The following is a 15044-nucleotide window of genomic DNA, read 5'->3' as shown; positions in this document are numbered from 1 at the left end:
GTTTACTGCTTGACTCGATCCTAAAGCGGAGTACACTCATAAATGAGTTAACTCATTATTTGGTTAAGGATCGTGAGGGCATGGCGCAGTTGTCGCGGCGGGACCGCAATGCACGAGAAAAACAAGAGCGGATCTTCCGCGCCGCTTCGGAACTTTTCGCCGAGCGCGGCTACGGGGCCGTGACCACTCAGGAAATCTCCAAACGTGCCGACGTCGCCGATGGCACCCTGTTCCGGTACGCAGCCTCCAAAAGTGAGCTGCTGCTAATGGTGTACAACGAGGAATTTCGTGCCGCCCTGGAAGCCGGTGAAGCTCATGCTCAGCAGTCAGATCGGCCCGTCGAAGCCATCATGTCGCTGCTGGAGCCAGCGTTGGCCCGTGCCCGCCAGCAAGCCGAAAACAGCGCCGTCTACCAGCGCGAGCTGCTCTTTGGGGTCGCGGCAGAGCGTTATCGCTCCGAAGGCCTGGCCCTGGTGTCCCGCATCGAGAAATCAATCGCCGCGGTTATTCAGGCAGCAGCGGATGATCGCGGATTGGTCAAAGACCCGCAGGCAATCCGTGTCGCCAGCGCCGCGATCTTCGCGGCCATGCACCTGACCATCGCCCGGTCAACGACCGGTGCACATGGCGGAGCCGACGTTTTTGCCGACCTCAACGACCAGGTGTCCCAGATCGTGGCCGGGGTTCTGGCCACCCTGTCACCTGGAACGTAATCCCGGTGCCCGTACCTCCGGGTGACAGAACCACGACAAACTTGCCGGTTCCGCAGACAAGGCAACCGGTCATCAAGAAAAGGAGTAAGGCTATGAGCAACATCAACAAGGTGACCGTGCTCGGCACGGGAGTTCTGGGATCGCAGATCGCATTCCAGAGCGCCTACAGCGGCTTCGAAGTCACTGCGTACGACATCTCCGATGCGGCGCTGATCGGTGCGAAGGAACGTTTCGCCAAGCTTGTGGAAACCTACAAGGCCGAGGCCGTGGCAGGAGCCAACGAGGGGAAGGCCGATCAGGCGCTGACCCGCTTGAGCTACTCCTCGGATCTAGCCGACGCGGTGCGCGATGCCGACCTGGTGATCGAAGCGGTGCCCGAGGCCCTGGCCATCAAGCAGCAGACCTATGAGAAGCTCGCAGCGGTGGCGCCGGAAAGCGCGATCTTTGCCACCAACTCCTCCACCCTGCTGCCAAGCGCGATGAAGGACTTTACCGGGCGACCCGAGAAGTTCCTGGCACTGCACTTCGCGAACAAGATCTGGCAGTTCAATACCGCCGAGGTCATGGGCACTGCGGACACCGATCCGGCAGTGTTCGAACAGATCGTGCAGTTTGCCAGCGAAATCGGGATGGTGCCCATCCCGGTGTACAAGGAGAAGTCCGGCTACGTGCTGAACTCACTGCTGGTTCCGTTCCTCAACGCCGCGGCGGAGCTGGCCGCCGGCGGCTACGCCGAACCGCAGGACGTGGACAAGGTCTGGCGGACCGCCACCGGCGCCCCCATGGGGCCGTTCCAGATCTACGACGTCATTGGGCTGACCACCCCGTACAACATCCTCGCCCACGGCGATGAGAAGGACCAGAAGCTGGCGGCCTGGCTGAAGGAAAACTACATCGACCAGGGCAAGCTCGGCATCGCCAGCGGCTCCGGGTTCTACACCTACTAGCAACACCAGGGCGCGCACCCAACACGTCACGCCACACACAACGCTCAACACGAAAGGCAGAGCAATGGAATACAACAGTGGCAACTACTACGCTTTCGCCCGGCCCCGCAAGCCCGAAGGCGTGGAGGACAAGACGGCATGGTTCGTCGGGGCGGGCCTGGCCTCCCTGGCCGGCGCGGCCTTCCTGGTTCGCGACGGGCAGATGCCCGGGGAAAACATCACCATCCTGGAGGAGCTCGATCTGCCCGGCGGCGCCCTGGATGGAATCAAGGAACCGGAGAAGGGGTTCGTCATCCGCGGCGGACGCGAAATGGAGGACCACTTCGAAACCCTGTGGGATCTATTCCGTTCGATCCCGTCGCTGGAGATCGAGAACGCCAGCGTGCTTGATGAGTTCTACTGGCTGAACAAGGACGACCCAAACTACTCGCTGCAGCGTGCCACCATTAACCGGGGCCAGGACGCGCACACCGACAACAAGTTCGCCATGTCCGAGAAGGCGCAGAAGGAACTGATCAAGGTCTTCCTCGCCACCCGGGAGGACATGGAGAACAAGCGCATCAACGAGGTCTTCTCCCAAGAATTCTTCAAGAGCAACTTCTGGCTCTACTGGCGCACCATGTTCGCCTTTGAGGAATGGCATTCGGCGCTGGAGATGAAGCTCTACCTGCATCGCTTCATCCACCACATTGGCGGGCTGCCGGACTTCTCGGCACTGAAATTTACCAAGTACAACCAGTATGAATCACTGGTCATGCCACTGGTCACCTGGCTGCAGGAGCGGGGAGTGGTCTTCCGCTACTCCACCGAGGTCACTGACGTGGACTTCGACGTTGACCCGAACACCGGACGCAAGCAGGCCACCCGCATCCACTGGAAGTCGGGATGCGAAGGCACGCCTGGGGGAGTGGGCCTGGGTGAGAACGACCTGCTGTTCATGACGATCGGCTCGCTGACCGAGAACTCCTTCGAGGGCGATCAGCACACCCCGGCCCAGGTGGACAAGGGACCGGCTCCGGCCTGGGACCTGTGGCGGCGCATTGCCGCAAAGGATCCATCCTTCGGGCGCCCTGAGGTCTTCGGCAACCACATCGAGGAAACCAAGTGGGAGTCGGCGACCGTCACCACCTTGGATGAGCGCATCCCGAAATACATCGAGAAGGTCACCAAACGAGACCCCTTCAGCGGCAAGGTCGTGACCGGCGGCATCGTCACCGCCAAGGACTCCAGCTGGTTGACCTCCTGGACGGTCAACCGCCAGCCGCACTTCAAGTCGCAGAAGCCCAACGAGATCGTGGTGTGGGTCTACGCGCTGTACTCCGACAAACCCGGGGATTTCACCGGCAAGACGATCCAGGAGTCCACGGGCGAGGAAATCGCCCAGGAGTGGCTCTACCACTTGGGGGTGCCGCAGAATGAGATCAAGGAGCTGGCGGCCACCGGGGCAAAAACCGTGCCGGTGATGATGCCGTACGTGACGTCGTTCTTCATGCCGCGTCAGGCCGGAGATCGGCCCGACGTCGTCCCCCAGGGCTCGGTGAACTTCGCCTTCATCGGCCAGTTCGCCGAATCCGGGGAACGCGATACCATCTTCACCACCGAATACTCGGTGCGTACCGCCATGGAGTCGGTCTACACGCTGCTGGATGTCGAGCGGGCCGTGCCCGAGGTTTACAACTCCACCTACGACGTGCGCAAGTTGCTGTCGGCCACCAGCAAGCTGCGTGACGGCGAGGAGCTGAACGTTCCCGGTGGGGCGCTGTTCCGCAGGCTGCTGATGAAGCGGCTGGACGACACGGAAATCGGGGAGCTGCTCAGCGAGTACAAGTTGCTCAGCGAGTAAGCCCGTTCGCCGCTGCCCGCGCTGTGCTTGGTGCACCGCGCGGGCAGCTGGGCTTAAAGCCGCGGAGAAGCGTTGCTGACCGCGGCTTGCCGGCTTCGCGGCGGCGCCACCTTGGTGGGCCGCCCCGAAGCATGCCCAGCGGATCAGAACGAGGTGATGATCGAGCGGATGACTTCGCCGCGCTTCAGTGCCTCGTAGCCTTCCTCGATCTGGTCGATGGAGATCTCCTGGGAGATCAGGTCATCGAGGTTCAGCCGCCCCTGGACGTACATGTCCGCGTACATCGGGATGTCGCGCTTGAGGTTCGTTGAACCCATCTTCACCATCCGCACCCCGCCCTGGCTGAACAGGGCGCCGGCATCGGCGGGCATCTCCACTTCGGTTCCCGGGCGGGCGATGCCGATCAGGTAGGCGGTGCCGAGCATCCCGCGCATGGCGACCGCCTGCTTCTGGGTGGCCGGCAGCCCGATGATCTCGAAGACGTGGTCCACCCCACCGTTGGTGATCCGCCTGACTTCCTCGACCGGGTCAACCTGGGTGGAGTTGATCAGGTGGGTGGCACCGAACTTCTTGGCCACGGCCAGCTTGTCATCGCTGATGTCGATGGCGATGATCGTGGTCGCCCCGGCCAGCAGGGCCCCGGAGATCGCGTTGAGTCCGACGCCGCCGGTGCCGATGACCGCCACCGAGTCCCCGACGCGCACCTGCGCCGAGTTGATGGCCGCGCCGGCTCCGGTGGAGACGCCGCAGCCCAGCACCGCCGCCTGTGGGAAGGGGATCTCCTTGTTCACCACGGCCAGCTGGTTCTCGTGCACCAGGGCCTTTTCGGCAAACCCGCCCAGACCCAGGGCCTGGGTGACATCGGTGCCGTCTTCCAGGGTGATGCGGGAAGGCTCATCGGCCTTGCGCAGGGTCGCACCCGGGTTGGAGCAGGCGTAGGTCCGTCCGGACAGGCAGTCAACACACGCCCCGCAGAACTGAATCAGGCTGGCGACCACGTGGTCGCCAACGTTCATGGTCGTCACCTCGGGACCGACGGCCTCCACGACACCAGAGATCTCATGTCCCAGCACCGCCGGGAACCCCAGGGTGGTGGCCGCGCCCTGCTCCAGGTGCAGGTCGGAGGCGCACAGCCCCGATGCCTTCACGGTGACAAGCACTTCGCGGCCGATCGGGTCCGAGAGCTGCACCTGTGTGGTCTTGAAGCCTTTGCCGACACCGGTGGTAACCGAAGCCTTCATGGTCTTACCTTTCGTTGCATCTTGGCGTGCGCAGGAAGACGCACGTCGTTCCGGCCCGCCGCTAGTGCGCGGTGGGCAAGTCTGGTTCCGACATCCAGGCCGGAAGCATCGCCACCAGGTGGTCGACGATGGTCTTCCGGTCGACGTCAATGTGGCCGGTGACCCACGCGGCGAGCAGTCCCACGAGCGTGTTGGCGACCGCTATTGAGGCCAGGCGGGCATCAATGCCCGCGGGAATCCGGGGCAGTTCGGTGCACATGATCGATTCGATCGTCTTGGCGAAGGCGCGCACGATGGCCACGTACGCCGTTGCCGAGTGGCTGCCCTCCAACAGCGGACGCAGCAGATCGCGCTGCTGCCAGAACGCGTCGGCCAGTCGTTCCTGCCCAGCGCGGACCGAGGCGGCAGTGCGCTGTCCCAATTCGCGGCGCTCAGAAAGGTGGATCTCGCGCAGCTCGTCAAAAATCTCGCGCAGCACGACCAGCGCCACCTCATCGACTCCGCTGAAGTGGGTGTAGAACGCGGCCCGGCTGACGCCGGCTTCAGTCACCACATCACGAACCGTCGACTCCGAGTGCCCCTGGCGCAACAGGGTGCTCAACCCGGTCACAATGGCCGTGCGGGTTCGTTCCTTGCGTGGATCCGGCGCGCGGCCTGCGGGGCTCTGGGGGAGCTGCTCGTTGGGGGTCATGCCATCAGTGTAAGCACTTTTTAGACAGGTGTCTATAAACTTTCTTGACGCGTCACCTAAATTGGTGAAGCACGTTGTTGGTAGACTGACAACCCCCCGTTTGACCTGTAAGTTTCCGTGTGCATGAACCGGGTTGCGCCGCCAGCGAAAGCCGTGCTCTGCCGTCCAGATCAACGCCTGGAGAGGTGTTCCCGGCCCTCTGAACCCCCTAGACAGCGGGCCGGTGATGCAGAAGCATGGACAGGAGTGCACGGTGGAATGAGGAGGCTGGAATGCAGCGCGAGGAAGCACCGGGCCCTGGTGGGCCCACTGCGGCGGCGAACCGGGCAAGGATCAGCATTCAGGGCGTCAGGGTAGGGCACTGGAGCGATGCCCGGGCGATGACAGGATGCACGCTCATCGAGCTGCCCGAGGGCAGCGTGGGCTCTTATGAGGTGCGCGGTGGTGCCCCGGCCACGCGGGAACTAGATGTGCTGCACCCGCAAAAGACCGTGGCCCGCGTGGATGGAGTGCTGCTCACCGGCGGTTCGGCGTTCGGCCTGGCAGCCGCCGACGGGGTGATGCGCTGGATGGAGGAGCAGGGGCGCGGGGTGCCCACCCCGGCCGGCAGTGTGCCGATCGTTCCGGCCCTGGGGCTCTTTGACCTCGCGCTGGGTGAGAGCAGCATCCGCCCGGACGCCCAGGCCGGCTACCGGGCGGCCAGCAGCGCTGCCGCCGAATTTGAGGTGGGACCGGTTGGGGCGGGTACCGGGGCGCGCTCGAGTCAATGGCGCGGTCCAGGGCAGGCACACCGCGCCGGCCTGGGCTTTGCCGAACACCGGCTGGGGCAGCTGCGAGTCGCGGCGATCTGCGCCGTCAATGCCTTCGGCGACATCCGGCAGGAGTCCGACCCGCCCTCCTTCGCCGCGGCCGAAGCCTTCGCCGCCCTGGCCTCCGGACCGCTGCCGCGCACCCACACGACCATCGGGGTGGTCATCACCAACGCGCAACTGGACAAGGTCGGCTGCAAGGTGGTGGCCGAGGGCGGGCACGACGGGTTGGCGCGGGCGGTCTTCCCGCCGCACACCCGGATGGACGGAGATGCCCTGATCGCCGTGGCCACCGGGCAGGTGTCCGCCCCAGTGGACACCGTGCGGATGCTGGCGAACGCCGCCGTCGCCGACGCGATCCGCTCGCGCGGCTAAACCCGCCCACCGCGGCTTCGGCAGGCGGGACACCGGTCCCGGGGTTACTGCACGTCCGAGTCCGGGGGAGCGATCCGCATGGTGCGCTGCGGGCTGACCGACTCCACCTTCTCCACCTGGCGCAGCGCGTCAACGTGCTCCGCCGTGGTGGTGCCGGTGACCTGGCCCAGGGTCTTGAGCACGTTGTCCACCATCAGCCCCGCGGCGCGCAGCTTCTCGGCGACGTCATCAATCTGGGCCAGGTCCTCGGAGCGGATCGTGACAATCACCGTCTCGGTCACCTGGGATTCCTGCTTCTTTTCGTCCATCGCACCCTACTTCGTGTTGACCGCACCGGGTTGTTCGGGCCGGCACCGCGGCTCCGATGCCCCTGGCGGTGCGGCGTCTGGATGTGCCTTGGCTCCTAGGCCTGGGCCGGGGGCGGGGCCTGGGTCATCCCGGCCCCCACGTCCACGGAGAACTGCTCCAGGCGTTCGCCTTCCTGCACCAGCTCCGCCCACAGTTCCCGGGCCCGGAAGCCGGTGGCCTCGCACAGCAGGGCTGCGACCCCGGCAACGTGCGGGGTGGCCATCGAGGTGCCGCTGATGGTGTTGTAGCGTTGCTCGCCGGGCCACGAGGAGTAGATGCGCACCCCGGGTCCGGAGATGTCCACTTGCCCGCCGCGGCCGGGCAGCGTGCGGGCGGAGAAGTCGGCCACCTTCAGCCCCTCGTCCAGGGCCGCCACCGCCATGACGAACGGGCTGTTCGCCGGGGCGCCGACGAACCCGTAGTTCCCCTGGGGGCGGCGGGCGTTGTTGCCGGCCGCGGCCACGATCAGCGACCCCAGCTCCAGGGCCCGGCGTCCGGCGGCCACATAGGGCGGGTGCACCTCCCGCACGTCCGCGCCCAGCGACATGGAGATCACCTGGCACTCGTTCTCCAATGCCCAGTCGATCCCGCCCAGGATCTGGGCGTCGGTGCCCGAACCCGCGTTGCCCAGCACCTTGCCGGCGAAGATGCTCGCCCCGGAAGCCACCCCGTAGCCGCGCTGGCCGGGCACGCCGCGCGGGCCGCAGGCGGTGCCGACGCAGTGGGTGCCGTGACCGTGCCCGTCTAGGGCGTCCTCACCCTCCACGAAGGACTTGGTGGTGACCTGCCGGCCGGCGAAGTCCGGGTGGTTCTCGTCGAACCCGGTGTCCAGCACGGCCACCTTCACCCCGGCCCCGGTGTACCCCGATTCCACGGCCTTCACCGCCTGCAGTCCCCAGGTCAGCTCGTCGGTGTCCACGTATGCCGGCCGCTCGGCTGCGGCCACGTCCCCGGTGTTGACCTGGATGCGGTAGATCCGTTCGGGCACCACCTTCATCGGCAGGCGCCGGGAGGCGCAGCGTTCGCGCAGCTGTTCGACCTGCCCGGACTCGCTGTCCACCACGGCCATGCCCAGCCGGGGAAAGTAGTGCTTGAGCGAGTAGCCCTCGTCGGAAAGCACCTCGGGCACCTGCTCCTGCAGCGCCCCCAGGCTGGTCATCGGGGTGCCCACCGGCTCGGCGCCGTCGAAGATGACGACGTAGCGTCCGGGGATCGCCTCGGAGGTGACGCTCACGGACAGCGGCTCATCGGGATCGAACATGACCAGCTCCTTTTCACGGCGCGCCGCCGGGATGAACCCCTGGCAGCCACGGGTATCGGCCTACTCAGGCGAGTACCCAGCACTCTACTCGTCCCGCCCGCCGCTGGGTAGGTCTGCGCGCCCCCGGCAGCTGGTGCCTCCGATGGCCTAGCGCCGCAGGGCATGCAGCGCCTCAAAGCCCAGGATCAGCAGCGCCAGGGCCAGCAGGCCGTAGACGGCCAGATCCGTGGGCGCCAACCGCTCGCCCAACAGCAGCGCGACGGCCACCAGGATCAGCGGCTCCAGGTAGGAGAGCAGGCCAAACAGCGGCAGCGGCAGCAGCCGGGACGCCGCCAGGTAGGCCACCATCGCCACCGCCCCGCATACGGCGATCACCGCGACGCCCGCCTGCTGTCCGGGCTGATGCGACGGACCGGGCAGGACGGCCAGCAGCACCAGGGCCGGCGGGGTCAGCACCGCGGCCTCCACCGCAAAACCGGCCCGGTGATCCAGCCCGGTGTGGTGCCGCAGCATGAAGTACACCGGATAGACCAGGGCGATGAACCAGGTCACCCAGGAGAACGTCGGAGCCACCGCGATCTTCAGCGCCAGCGCCAGCGCGGCCACCGCGACGCTGAGCCACTGCACCACGGACACCGGGGACTTGAACACCAAGCGCCCGCCGAGCACCAGGGTGATGGGCAGCAGCAGGAAACCCAGCGAGGCGTCCAGCGCCTTGCCGTGGGCCGGGGCCCAGACGAACAGCCACAGCTGCACGCCCACCATCAGGCTCAGCGGCAGCAGCAGCCACAGGTGGGCGCGGCGGGCGGTGAGCAGCGCGAAGTATTCCCCCAGGGCGCGCCGACCCGAGGACAGCAGCAAAGCCGGAAGATAGCAGCCCAGGATCGCCAGCACCCGCCAGGCAAAGACATATTCGGCCGAGGCCTGCACCCTGCCCGAAACCAGGAAGATGACGCCAAAGAGCAGGGAGGCTCCCACCGAGGCGAACACGCCGCGGCCCGTTGTGCCCGAGCCAGAACGCACAGAACCTCCCTGGGTGTGGTGAGCCGGTGGCCGGCCGCGCTCCGGCGGCGGGCGCGAACCTCAATTCCCCAGCATTGCCCAGCGGTTGCGGGAGCACAACTTCATGTCCGTGCCCATGGGCACCGCCCCCTGCGCCACCACACGAGAGCCAATAAATCGTACTTATTGTTCTAGTTGATCCTATATATCTGCTATAACTGAGAGCGGACGCGCCCTCCGGCAGCCACCGGGGCCGGCCGTCACTGAGTGCGACGTCGAGGTCGACCGGGGTTCCCGTGGTTGTCGGCGTCGTGAGCAACAACCCCCACGCCTGCTGCGGCAGGCACAGAGAAGGAATCCGCATGAGCCAGCTCTTTGACCTCACCGGACGCCTGGCACTGGTGACCGGCTCCTCCCGCGGCATCGGCCGCGAACTGGCCGCGGCGCTCGCCGAGGCCGGTGCAACGGTGATCCTGCACGGACGCGACCCCCAGCGGCTGGCGCAGACCGTCGCGCAGTTCACCGACCGCTTCGGCGCCGCACGCATTCACCACACCTGCTTCGACGTCACCGACGCCACCGCGGTGGCCGAAGCCATCACCCGCATCGAAACCGAGATCGGCCCGCTGCGCATCCTGGTCAACAACGCCGGCATCCAGCACCGGGTCCCGCTGCTGGAACTGGCGGCCGAGGATTGGCAACGGGTCATTGACACGAACCTGACCAGCGCGTTCCTGGTTGGCAGGGAGGCCGCGCGCGGCATGGTGAAGCGCGGTGCGGGCAAGATCATCAACATCTGCTCGGTGCAGACCGACCTGGCCCGGCCCACCATCTCCGCCTACACCGCCGCCAAGGGCGGGCTGCGCAACCTCACCCGCGCGATGACCGCCGAATGGGCCGGCCACGGAATCCAGGTCAACGGCATCGCCCCGGGCTACATCCACACCGAAATGACCCAAAACCTCGTCGACGACGAGCAGTTCAACTCCTGGATCCTGGGCCGCACCCCGGCCAACCGCTGGGGCACCGTCGCGGATCTGGCCGGACCGGCCATCTGGCTGGCCTCCGACGGCTCCAACTACGTCAACGGGCAGACCATCTTCATCGACGGAGGCATGAGCGTTGTCGTCTAACCCCACTGCCACGCAAACCACCGCGGTCATCGCCCATGCGGCCGGGGACCTGCGCGTCGCCGAGATCCAGCTGCCGGCTCCCCGGCCCGACGAGGCCCGCGTGGCCATCGCCTACGGCGGGATCTGCGGATCCGACCTGCACTACTGGCAGCACGGGGCTGCCGGCGAATCGATCCTGAAAGCCCCGATGGTGCTCGGGCACGAGATCGTGGGCACCGTGCTGGAAGCCGCCGCCGACGGCAGCGGCCCGACCGCCGGAACGCGCGTCGCCGTGCACCCGGCCACCCCGGGCGAGACCGGCGAACCGTACCCGAGCCACCGACCCAACCTGTCCCCGGGCTGCACCTACCTGGGCTCGGCGGCACGCTTCCCGCACACCGAGGGCGCCTTCGCCATCCGGGTGAACCTCCCGGCCCGGATGCTGCGGGCCCTGCCCGAGGGGTTGACGCTGCGCGCCGCCGCGCTGGCCGAACCGGCCGCCGTGGCCTGGCATGCGGTATCCCGGGCCGGTGAGGTGGCCGGCCGCCGAGTGCTGGTCATCGGCGCCGGACCCATCGGTGCGCTGAGCGTCGCGGTGCTCAAGCGGGCCGGGGCCCGGGAGATCATTGCGGTGGACATGCACGACAAGCCGCTGCAGATCGCCACCGAACTGGGCGCGCACCGCACGCTGCGCGCCGATCAGGCCGAAGAGATCGCCCAGATCCACGCGGACGTGGTCATCGAGGCCACCGGCAACCACCGCGGGCTGGCCTCGGCCGTGCGCGGTGCGGTGCGCGGCGGGCGGGTCGTCATGGTGGGGCTGCTGCCCTCCGGGGAACAGCCTGCCCTGATCTCACTGGCGATCACCCGTGAGCTGGAGCTGGTCGGCTCCTTCCGCTTCAACGACGAGATCGACCAGGTGCTCACCGCCCTGGCCGACGGCTCGCTGAACATCGACGCCGCCGTCACCCACGAATACCCGCTGGCCGATGCGCTGCAGGCGTTCGAGACTGCGCGCAACTCAGCCGCATCGGGCAAGGTGCTGCTGCGTTTCGAGGCCTAAGCGGCCCGCGCCGGATCCGAGTGATTCAGCGCCTGACCATCCCGGCCGTGCACGCGTCCAGCCCCCAATGCCACGCGTGCACGGCCGACCCTCAGCCTGCGCACGCCTGGCTTGCCGCGGATGATAGCTTGAGCCCATGCCCACACCGTCCCCCGCCCGAGCCAGACCCGCCCGCCAAGCTCACGGGGGTGGAACGCGCGTCCGGCCGGTGGCCGGGCAACCGGAACGGCGCCCGGGGGTGGGCCGTTGCTGAACTTCACGGTGGCGTTGGCCCCGATCGTGCTGGTCATTGCCCTGCTGGTGCTGCGCGTCTCGCCGACCCGCGCTGCGCTGGCGGCCCTGGCCACCGCCGTCATCGGCACCTGGCTTGCCTTTCCGCTCTCCTCCCCGGCCGCGGCCGAGGTCGGCACGGCCATGGGGCCAACCACCCTGACGGTGATCTTCATTCTGCTCGGTGGGGTGGGACTGACCGAGGTTTCCGCCCGCAGCGGCGGACAGGCGGTAATTTCCCGATGGCTGCGGGCCACCGAAACCTCCGGGGATCGGCTGACCACCCTGCTGCTCATCGCCCTGGGGGTCACCCCCTTCATGGAATCGGTGACCGGCTTTGGGTTGGGCGTGGTGATCACCGCCCCGCTGCTGGTCGGCTTCGGGCTGAGCCCGGCGCGCGCGGTGGTTACCGGAATGCTGGGATTGGTGTTGGTGCCCTGGGGATCGCTGGGGCCCGGTACCCTGGTGGCCGCCGAACTGGGTCAGGTTGACTTCACCGGCCTGGGCGTGTGGAGCGCGGTGCTCAGCCTGCCGGTGCTGGTCATCAACGCGGCCCTGATCATCGGGCTCAACCAGCGCCGCATCGGCTGGGGGCAGGCGGGCTTCGTCGTGTTGCTGCTGCTGGGTGAATGGCTGGTGCTGATCGCGGCGAACTACTTCTTTGGCCCACCGCTGGCCGGGGTGCTGGCCAGCGGCTGGGTCATCGCGGTGACGCTGTGGCGGCTGCGCCGTGGTGGGCCGCTGCCCTCGATCTGGCGGCTGGGCCGGGCGCTGCTGCCCTACGCCATCCTGGTGGGCGGGCTGGTGTTCTCAAACCTGGCGGTGGCCCTGGCCGGTGGGAGCGGGAAGATCGCGACCAACCCGGCGCTCTGGCTGAACCTCACGGTCCTGATCACCGTGCTGCTGCTGCGCTGGCCGCGCAGGATGCTGCACGAGGTGTGGCCGGTCATCTGGGGGCGCTGGCAGAGCGTCGCCCTGGTGACCTTGCTGTACATGCTGCTCGGATCGCTGATGTCCGCCAACGGCATGGCCGAACAGCTGGCCAGCACCGCCGCGTCCCTGGGCGGTGGCTTCACCCTGCTGGTGCCGCTGATCGGCGCGCTGGGCGGCTATTTGACCGGCTCCAACACCGGGGCGGCGGCCATGTTTTCCACCGCCACGGTCACCGCGGCGAACCAGCTGGGCAGCAGCCCGCTGATTCTGCTGGCCGGGCAAAACGTGGCCGGCTCGGTGGCGATCATCGCCTCCCCGCCGCGGGTGGCCTTCGCCGTATCGGTCACCTATCCGCCCGGGCAGACGCTGCCCGCCTCCGGGCAGCGCCAGCTTCTGGGCGCGGTGGGGCTGCTGGTTGTGGTGCTGGCCGCGCTCCTGCCGTGGGTGGCCACCCTGGCCCCCGGCGTCGGAGGATAGCGGCTAGGGCCGCCGGGCATGCCAGGCGGCCCTAGCCGCTAGAATTCCCAATCGGCGTCGTGGGTGTCCTCGGCGCGTCCAATGACGTAGGAGGAGCCCGAACCGGAGAAGAAGTCATGGTTCTCCTCCGATCCCGGTGACAGCGCCGCCAGGATGGTGGGGTTCACCGCGGTTTCCGCGGCGCTGAACGGTGCCGGGTACCCCAGGTTCATCATCGCCTTGTTGGCGTTGTAGCGCACGAAGACCGCCACGTCATCCATGAGCCCCAGCGGCTCGTAGAGCTGGGCGGAATAGCGCAGCTCCAGCTCGTAGAGGTCCTGAAGCAGCTGTTGCGTGAACTGGTGCATCTCGCGTTGGCGCCCCGCGTCCTGCTCGGCGAGGCTGCGCTGGTACTTGTACCCGGAATAGTAGCCGTGGATCGCCTTGTCCCGCAGGATCAGGCGGATCATGTCCGCGGTGTTGGTCAGCGTGGCATGCACGGAGTAGTGCAGCGGCAGGTAGAACCCGGCGTAGAGCAGCAGCGAGGAAAGCAGCGTGGAGGCCACCTTGCGCTTGAGCGCGTCCTGCCCGTAATAGTGCGCCATCACGGACTTGCAGCGCTGCTGCAGCAGGTCGTTGTCCACCGCCCACCGGTAGGCCGCATCGATTCGCGGGGTGTCCGAGAGCGTGGAGAAGACGCTGGAGTAGGAGCGGGCATGCACCGACTGCATGAACGCAATGTTCGTGTACACCGCCTGCTCGTGTTCGGTGCGCCCGTCCTGAATCTGGCAGATCTCCCCGACGGTGGCCTGCAGGGTGTCGAGCATCGTCAAACCGGTGAACACCCGCATGGTCTGGGTGCGCTGCAGCTCGCTGAGGGATTTCCAGGCCGGCAGGTCGTTGGACAACGGCACCTTTTCCGGCAGCCAGAAGTTGGCGGTCAACCGCAGCCAGACCTCCAGGTCCTTCTCGTCCTGCACGCGGTTCCAGTTGATAGGCCGGAGCCGGGCCGCAGGATTCCTGCGGTATTCCGGCGGGGTGACCGATACGGTGCTCAGCTCCGGTTCGAGCAGTCGTTCTTGCATGGGTGGTTGGCCTTTCTCGGTGGGGCGGTGGACCGGCGTGATGGGTTCCGGTCCGTGGTCGACAACGTTGCTGACGCCGCGGTTCAGTCCTCGGGGTCGGTGGGTTGTGTGCTCCAGAACAGGGTGAGTCCCTCGCGGACCCGCGCCACATCGTGGGGCGTGCCCAGCAGCTCAAAGCGGTAGAGCTCCGGAATGCCGCACTTTTCGGCCACGACGGTGCCCGCCAGGCAGTAGTCCTGGCCAAAGTTCGTGTTGCCGGCGGTGATGACACCGCGCAGCAGTGACCTGTTGCGGGGGACATTCAGGAACTGGGCCACCTGTCGGGGCAGGGCCCGGGACCGCGAGCCACCCCCGTAGGTGGGCACGATGAGTACGAAGGGCCGGTTGACGTGCAACATGCCCTCCAGCCGCGGCCGCAGGGGGATACGGGCCGCCGGCATTCCCAGTCTTTCGACGAAACGCCGCGTGTTCCCCGAGACGCTGGAAAAGTAGATGAGGTTGGGGGAGTCTTCCGGAGCCAGATCGGGCGGGGAAACGTGGCTGTCGGGGGTCGCTCTGAGCGTCATTGAAACCTCCGTGGTTGCAGAACATCGGGACCCAGGACGGGGCGGTGCGCATCTCACCGCGACGCACCTCAAACATTCTTACTTAAAGTTTTGATAAAGCCAACTTAAAAGTTTGACCCATCAAACTCATGCGCGAAGGCCGGGCGTGGAAGGGGGAGGGCAGCAAAGTACGGCGGGAGGAGCCGGTGGTCTTGGGCCCTTCGGAAAGGGCAAAGCCAGACGCGGATAAACGCGGCGCCCCACGGGAAGGGGAAGCGGCTGACATGGGGTGCAGCCCAGGCGTGGGCCTAGGACCCGAAGACGGAGATGGACGACCAGGCCGGCGGGGT

At 66.9% G+C, this 15044-nt stretch carries 14 protein-coding genes; 7 read left to right on the top strand and 7 right to left on the bottom strand.

The annotated features are described in order from the left end of the window. Positions 1–80: 80 nt before the first annotated feature. From AC6I21_RS12800 to AC6I21_RS12790, 3 genes are all read left to right on the top strand, one after another. Positions 81–713 carry a TetR/AcrR family transcriptional regulator gene (locus tag AC6I21_RS12800; RefSeq protein WP_497762543.1) on the top strand — a complete coding sequence of 211 codons (633 nt, stop codon included), beginning with the start codon at positions 81–83 and terminating at the stop codon, positions 711–713. Between the two features lie 92 nt (positions 714–805). Next, the gene (locus AC6I21_RS12795) at positions 806–1660 is read left to right on the top strand and encodes a 3-hydroxyacyl-CoA dehydrogenase (RefSeq protein ID WP_497762542.1); all 855 of its coding nucleotides are present in this window, start codon (positions 806–808) and stop codon (positions 1658–1660) included. A 64-nt stretch (positions 1661–1724) separates the two neighbouring features. Then, positions 1725–3503, top strand: a complete 1779-nt coding sequence (locus AC6I21_RS12790; protein ID WP_497762541.1) for an oleate hydratase — start codon at positions 1725–1727, stop codon at positions 3501–3503. A gap of 143 nt (positions 3504–3646) precedes the next feature. Here the strand turns inward: AC6I21_RS12790 and AC6I21_RS12785 are convergent, their stop codons facing one another. Next, positions 3647–4744: an alcohol dehydrogenase catalytic domain-containing protein gene (locus tag AC6I21_RS12785; protein ID WP_497762540.1), complete on the bottom strand. Its 1098-nt coding sequence runs from the start codon at positions 4742–4744 to the stop codon at positions 3647–3649. A gap of 61 nt (positions 4745–4805) precedes the next feature. Beyond that, the gene (locus tag AC6I21_RS12780) at positions 4806–5435 is read right to left on the bottom strand and encodes a TetR/AcrR family transcriptional regulator (RefSeq protein WP_497762539.1); all 630 of its coding nucleotides are present in this window, start codon (positions 5433–5435) and stop codon (positions 4806–4808) included. A 236-nt stretch (positions 5436–5671) separates the two neighbouring features. On the opposite strand from AC6I21_RS12780, the gene AC6I21_RS12775 reads away from it, so the two are divergent. After that, positions 5672–6619 carry a P1 family peptidase gene (locus AC6I21_RS12775; RefSeq protein ID WP_497762538.1) on the top strand — a complete coding sequence of 316 codons (948 nt, stop codon included), beginning with the start codon at positions 5672–5674 and terminating at the stop codon, positions 6617–6619. 44 nt (positions 6620–6663) lie between these two features. Here AC6I21_RS12775 and AC6I21_RS12770 read toward each other — a convergent pair whose 3' ends face one another. The 3 genes from AC6I21_RS12770 to AC6I21_RS12760 all read right to left on the bottom strand — a co-directional run bounded on the left by AC6I21_RS12770 (position 6664) and on the right by AC6I21_RS12760 (position 9251). Then, positions 6664–6927 carry a hypothetical protein gene (locus AC6I21_RS12770; protein ID WP_138175995.1) on the bottom strand — a complete coding sequence of 88 codons (264 nt, stop codon included), beginning with the start codon at positions 6925–6927 and terminating at the stop codon, positions 6664–6666. Positions 6928–7022: 95 nt separating this feature from the next. Further along, the gene (locus AC6I21_RS12765) at positions 7023–8228 is read right to left on the bottom strand and encodes a S8 family serine peptidase (RefSeq protein WP_497762537.1); all 1206 of its coding nucleotides are present in this window, start codon (positions 8226–8228) and stop codon (positions 7023–7025) included. A 147-nt stretch (positions 8229–8375) separates the two neighbouring features. Beyond that, positions 8376–9251 carry an EamA family transporter gene (locus AC6I21_RS12760; RefSeq protein WP_497762536.1) on the bottom strand — a complete coding sequence of 292 codons (876 nt, stop codon included), beginning with the start codon at positions 9249–9251 and terminating at the stop codon, positions 8376–8378. A gap of 341 nt (positions 9252–9592) precedes the next feature. On the opposite strand from AC6I21_RS12760, the gene AC6I21_RS12755 reads away from it, so the two are divergent. The 3 genes from AC6I21_RS12755 to AC6I21_RS12745 all read left to right on the top strand — a co-directional run bounded on the left by AC6I21_RS12755 (position 9593) and on the right by AC6I21_RS12745 (position 13085). Next, positions 9593–10363, top strand: a complete 771-nt coding sequence (locus AC6I21_RS12755) for an SDR family oxidoreductase (protein WP_497762535.1) — start codon at positions 9593–9595, stop codon at positions 10361–10363. Continuing rightward, entirely contained in the window at positions 10353–11405 is a 1053-nt protein-coding gene (locus AC6I21_RS12750) for an L-idonate 5-dehydrogenase (RefSeq protein ID WP_497762534.1), read from the top strand. The genes AC6I21_RS12755 and AC6I21_RS12750 overlap by 11 nt, the downstream gene beginning before the upstream one ends. Positions 11406–11651: 246 nt before the next feature. Further along, entirely contained in the window at positions 11652–13085 is a 1434-nt protein-coding gene (locus AC6I21_RS12745; protein WP_497762533.1) for an L-lactate permease, read from the top strand. Positions 13086–13123: 38 nt separating this feature from the next. Here the strand turns inward: AC6I21_RS12745 and nrdF are convergent, their stop codons facing one another. Together nrdF and nrdI are read right to left on the bottom strand one after the other, a co-directional pair. Further along, positions 13124–14149: a class 1b ribonucleoside-diphosphate reductase subunit beta gene (gene nrdF, locus AC6I21_RS12740; RefSeq protein WP_360026823.1), complete on the bottom strand. Its 1026-nt coding sequence runs from the start codon at positions 14147–14149 to the stop codon at positions 13124–13126. Between the two features lie 83 nt (positions 14150–14232). Beyond that, a complete protein-coding gene (gene nrdI, locus AC6I21_RS12735; protein WP_346923019.1) occupies positions 14233–14715 on the bottom strand; it encodes a class Ib ribonucleoside-diphosphate reductase assembly flavoprotein NrdI in 483 nt (160 codons plus the stop codon). Positions 14716–15044: the final 329 nt, after the last annotated feature.

It is taken from the genome of Glutamicibacter sp. St.4D3, assembly GCF_059728615.1.
This window is presented reverse-complemented; position numbering and strand designations above follow the sequence as displayed.

Bases quoted from the DNA above. Each gene is read 5' to 3' on its own strand.
- AC6I21_RS12800 (WP_497762543.1), top strand. From the start codon at position 81: ATGGCGCAGTTGTCGCGGCGGGACCGCAATGCACGAGAAAAACAAGAG.
- AC6I21_RS12795 (WP_497762542.1), top strand. From the start codon at position 806: ATGAGCAACATCAACAAGGTGACCGTGCTCGGCACGGGAGTTCTGGGA.
- AC6I21_RS12790 (WP_497762541.1), top strand. From the start codon at position 1,725: ATGGAATACAACAGTGGCAACTACTACGCTTTCGCCCGGCCCCGCAAG.
- AC6I21_RS12785 (WP_497762540.1), bottom strand. From the start codon at position 4,744: ATGAAGGCTTCGGTTACCACCGGTGTCGGCAAAGGCTTCAAGACCACA.
- AC6I21_RS12780 (WP_497762539.1), bottom strand. From the start codon at position 5,435: ATGACCCCCAACGAGCAGCTCCCCCAGAGCCCCGCAGGCCGCGCGCCG.
- AC6I21_RS12775 (WP_497762538.1), top strand. From the start codon at position 5,672: ATGGACAGGAGTGCACGGTGGAATGAGGAGGCTGGAATGCAGCGCGAG.
- AC6I21_RS12770 (WP_138175995.1), bottom strand. From the start codon at position 6,927: ATGGACGAAAAGAAGCAGGAATCCCAGGTGACCGAGACGGTGATTGTC.
- AC6I21_RS12765 (WP_497762537.1), bottom strand. From the start codon at position 8,228: ATGTTCGATCCCGATGAGCCGCTGTCCGTGAGCGTCACCTCCGAGGCG.
- AC6I21_RS12755 (WP_497762535.1), top strand. From the start codon at position 9,593: ATGAGCCAGCTCTTTGACCTCACCGGACGCCTGGCACTGGTGACCGGC.
- nrdF (WP_360026823.1), bottom strand. From the start codon at position 14,149: ATGCAAGAACGACTGCTCGAACCGGAGCTGAGCACCGTATCGGTCACC.
- nrdI (WP_346923019.1), bottom strand. From the start codon at position 14,715: ATGACGCTCAGAGCGACCCCCGACAGCCACGTTTCCCCGCCCGATCTG.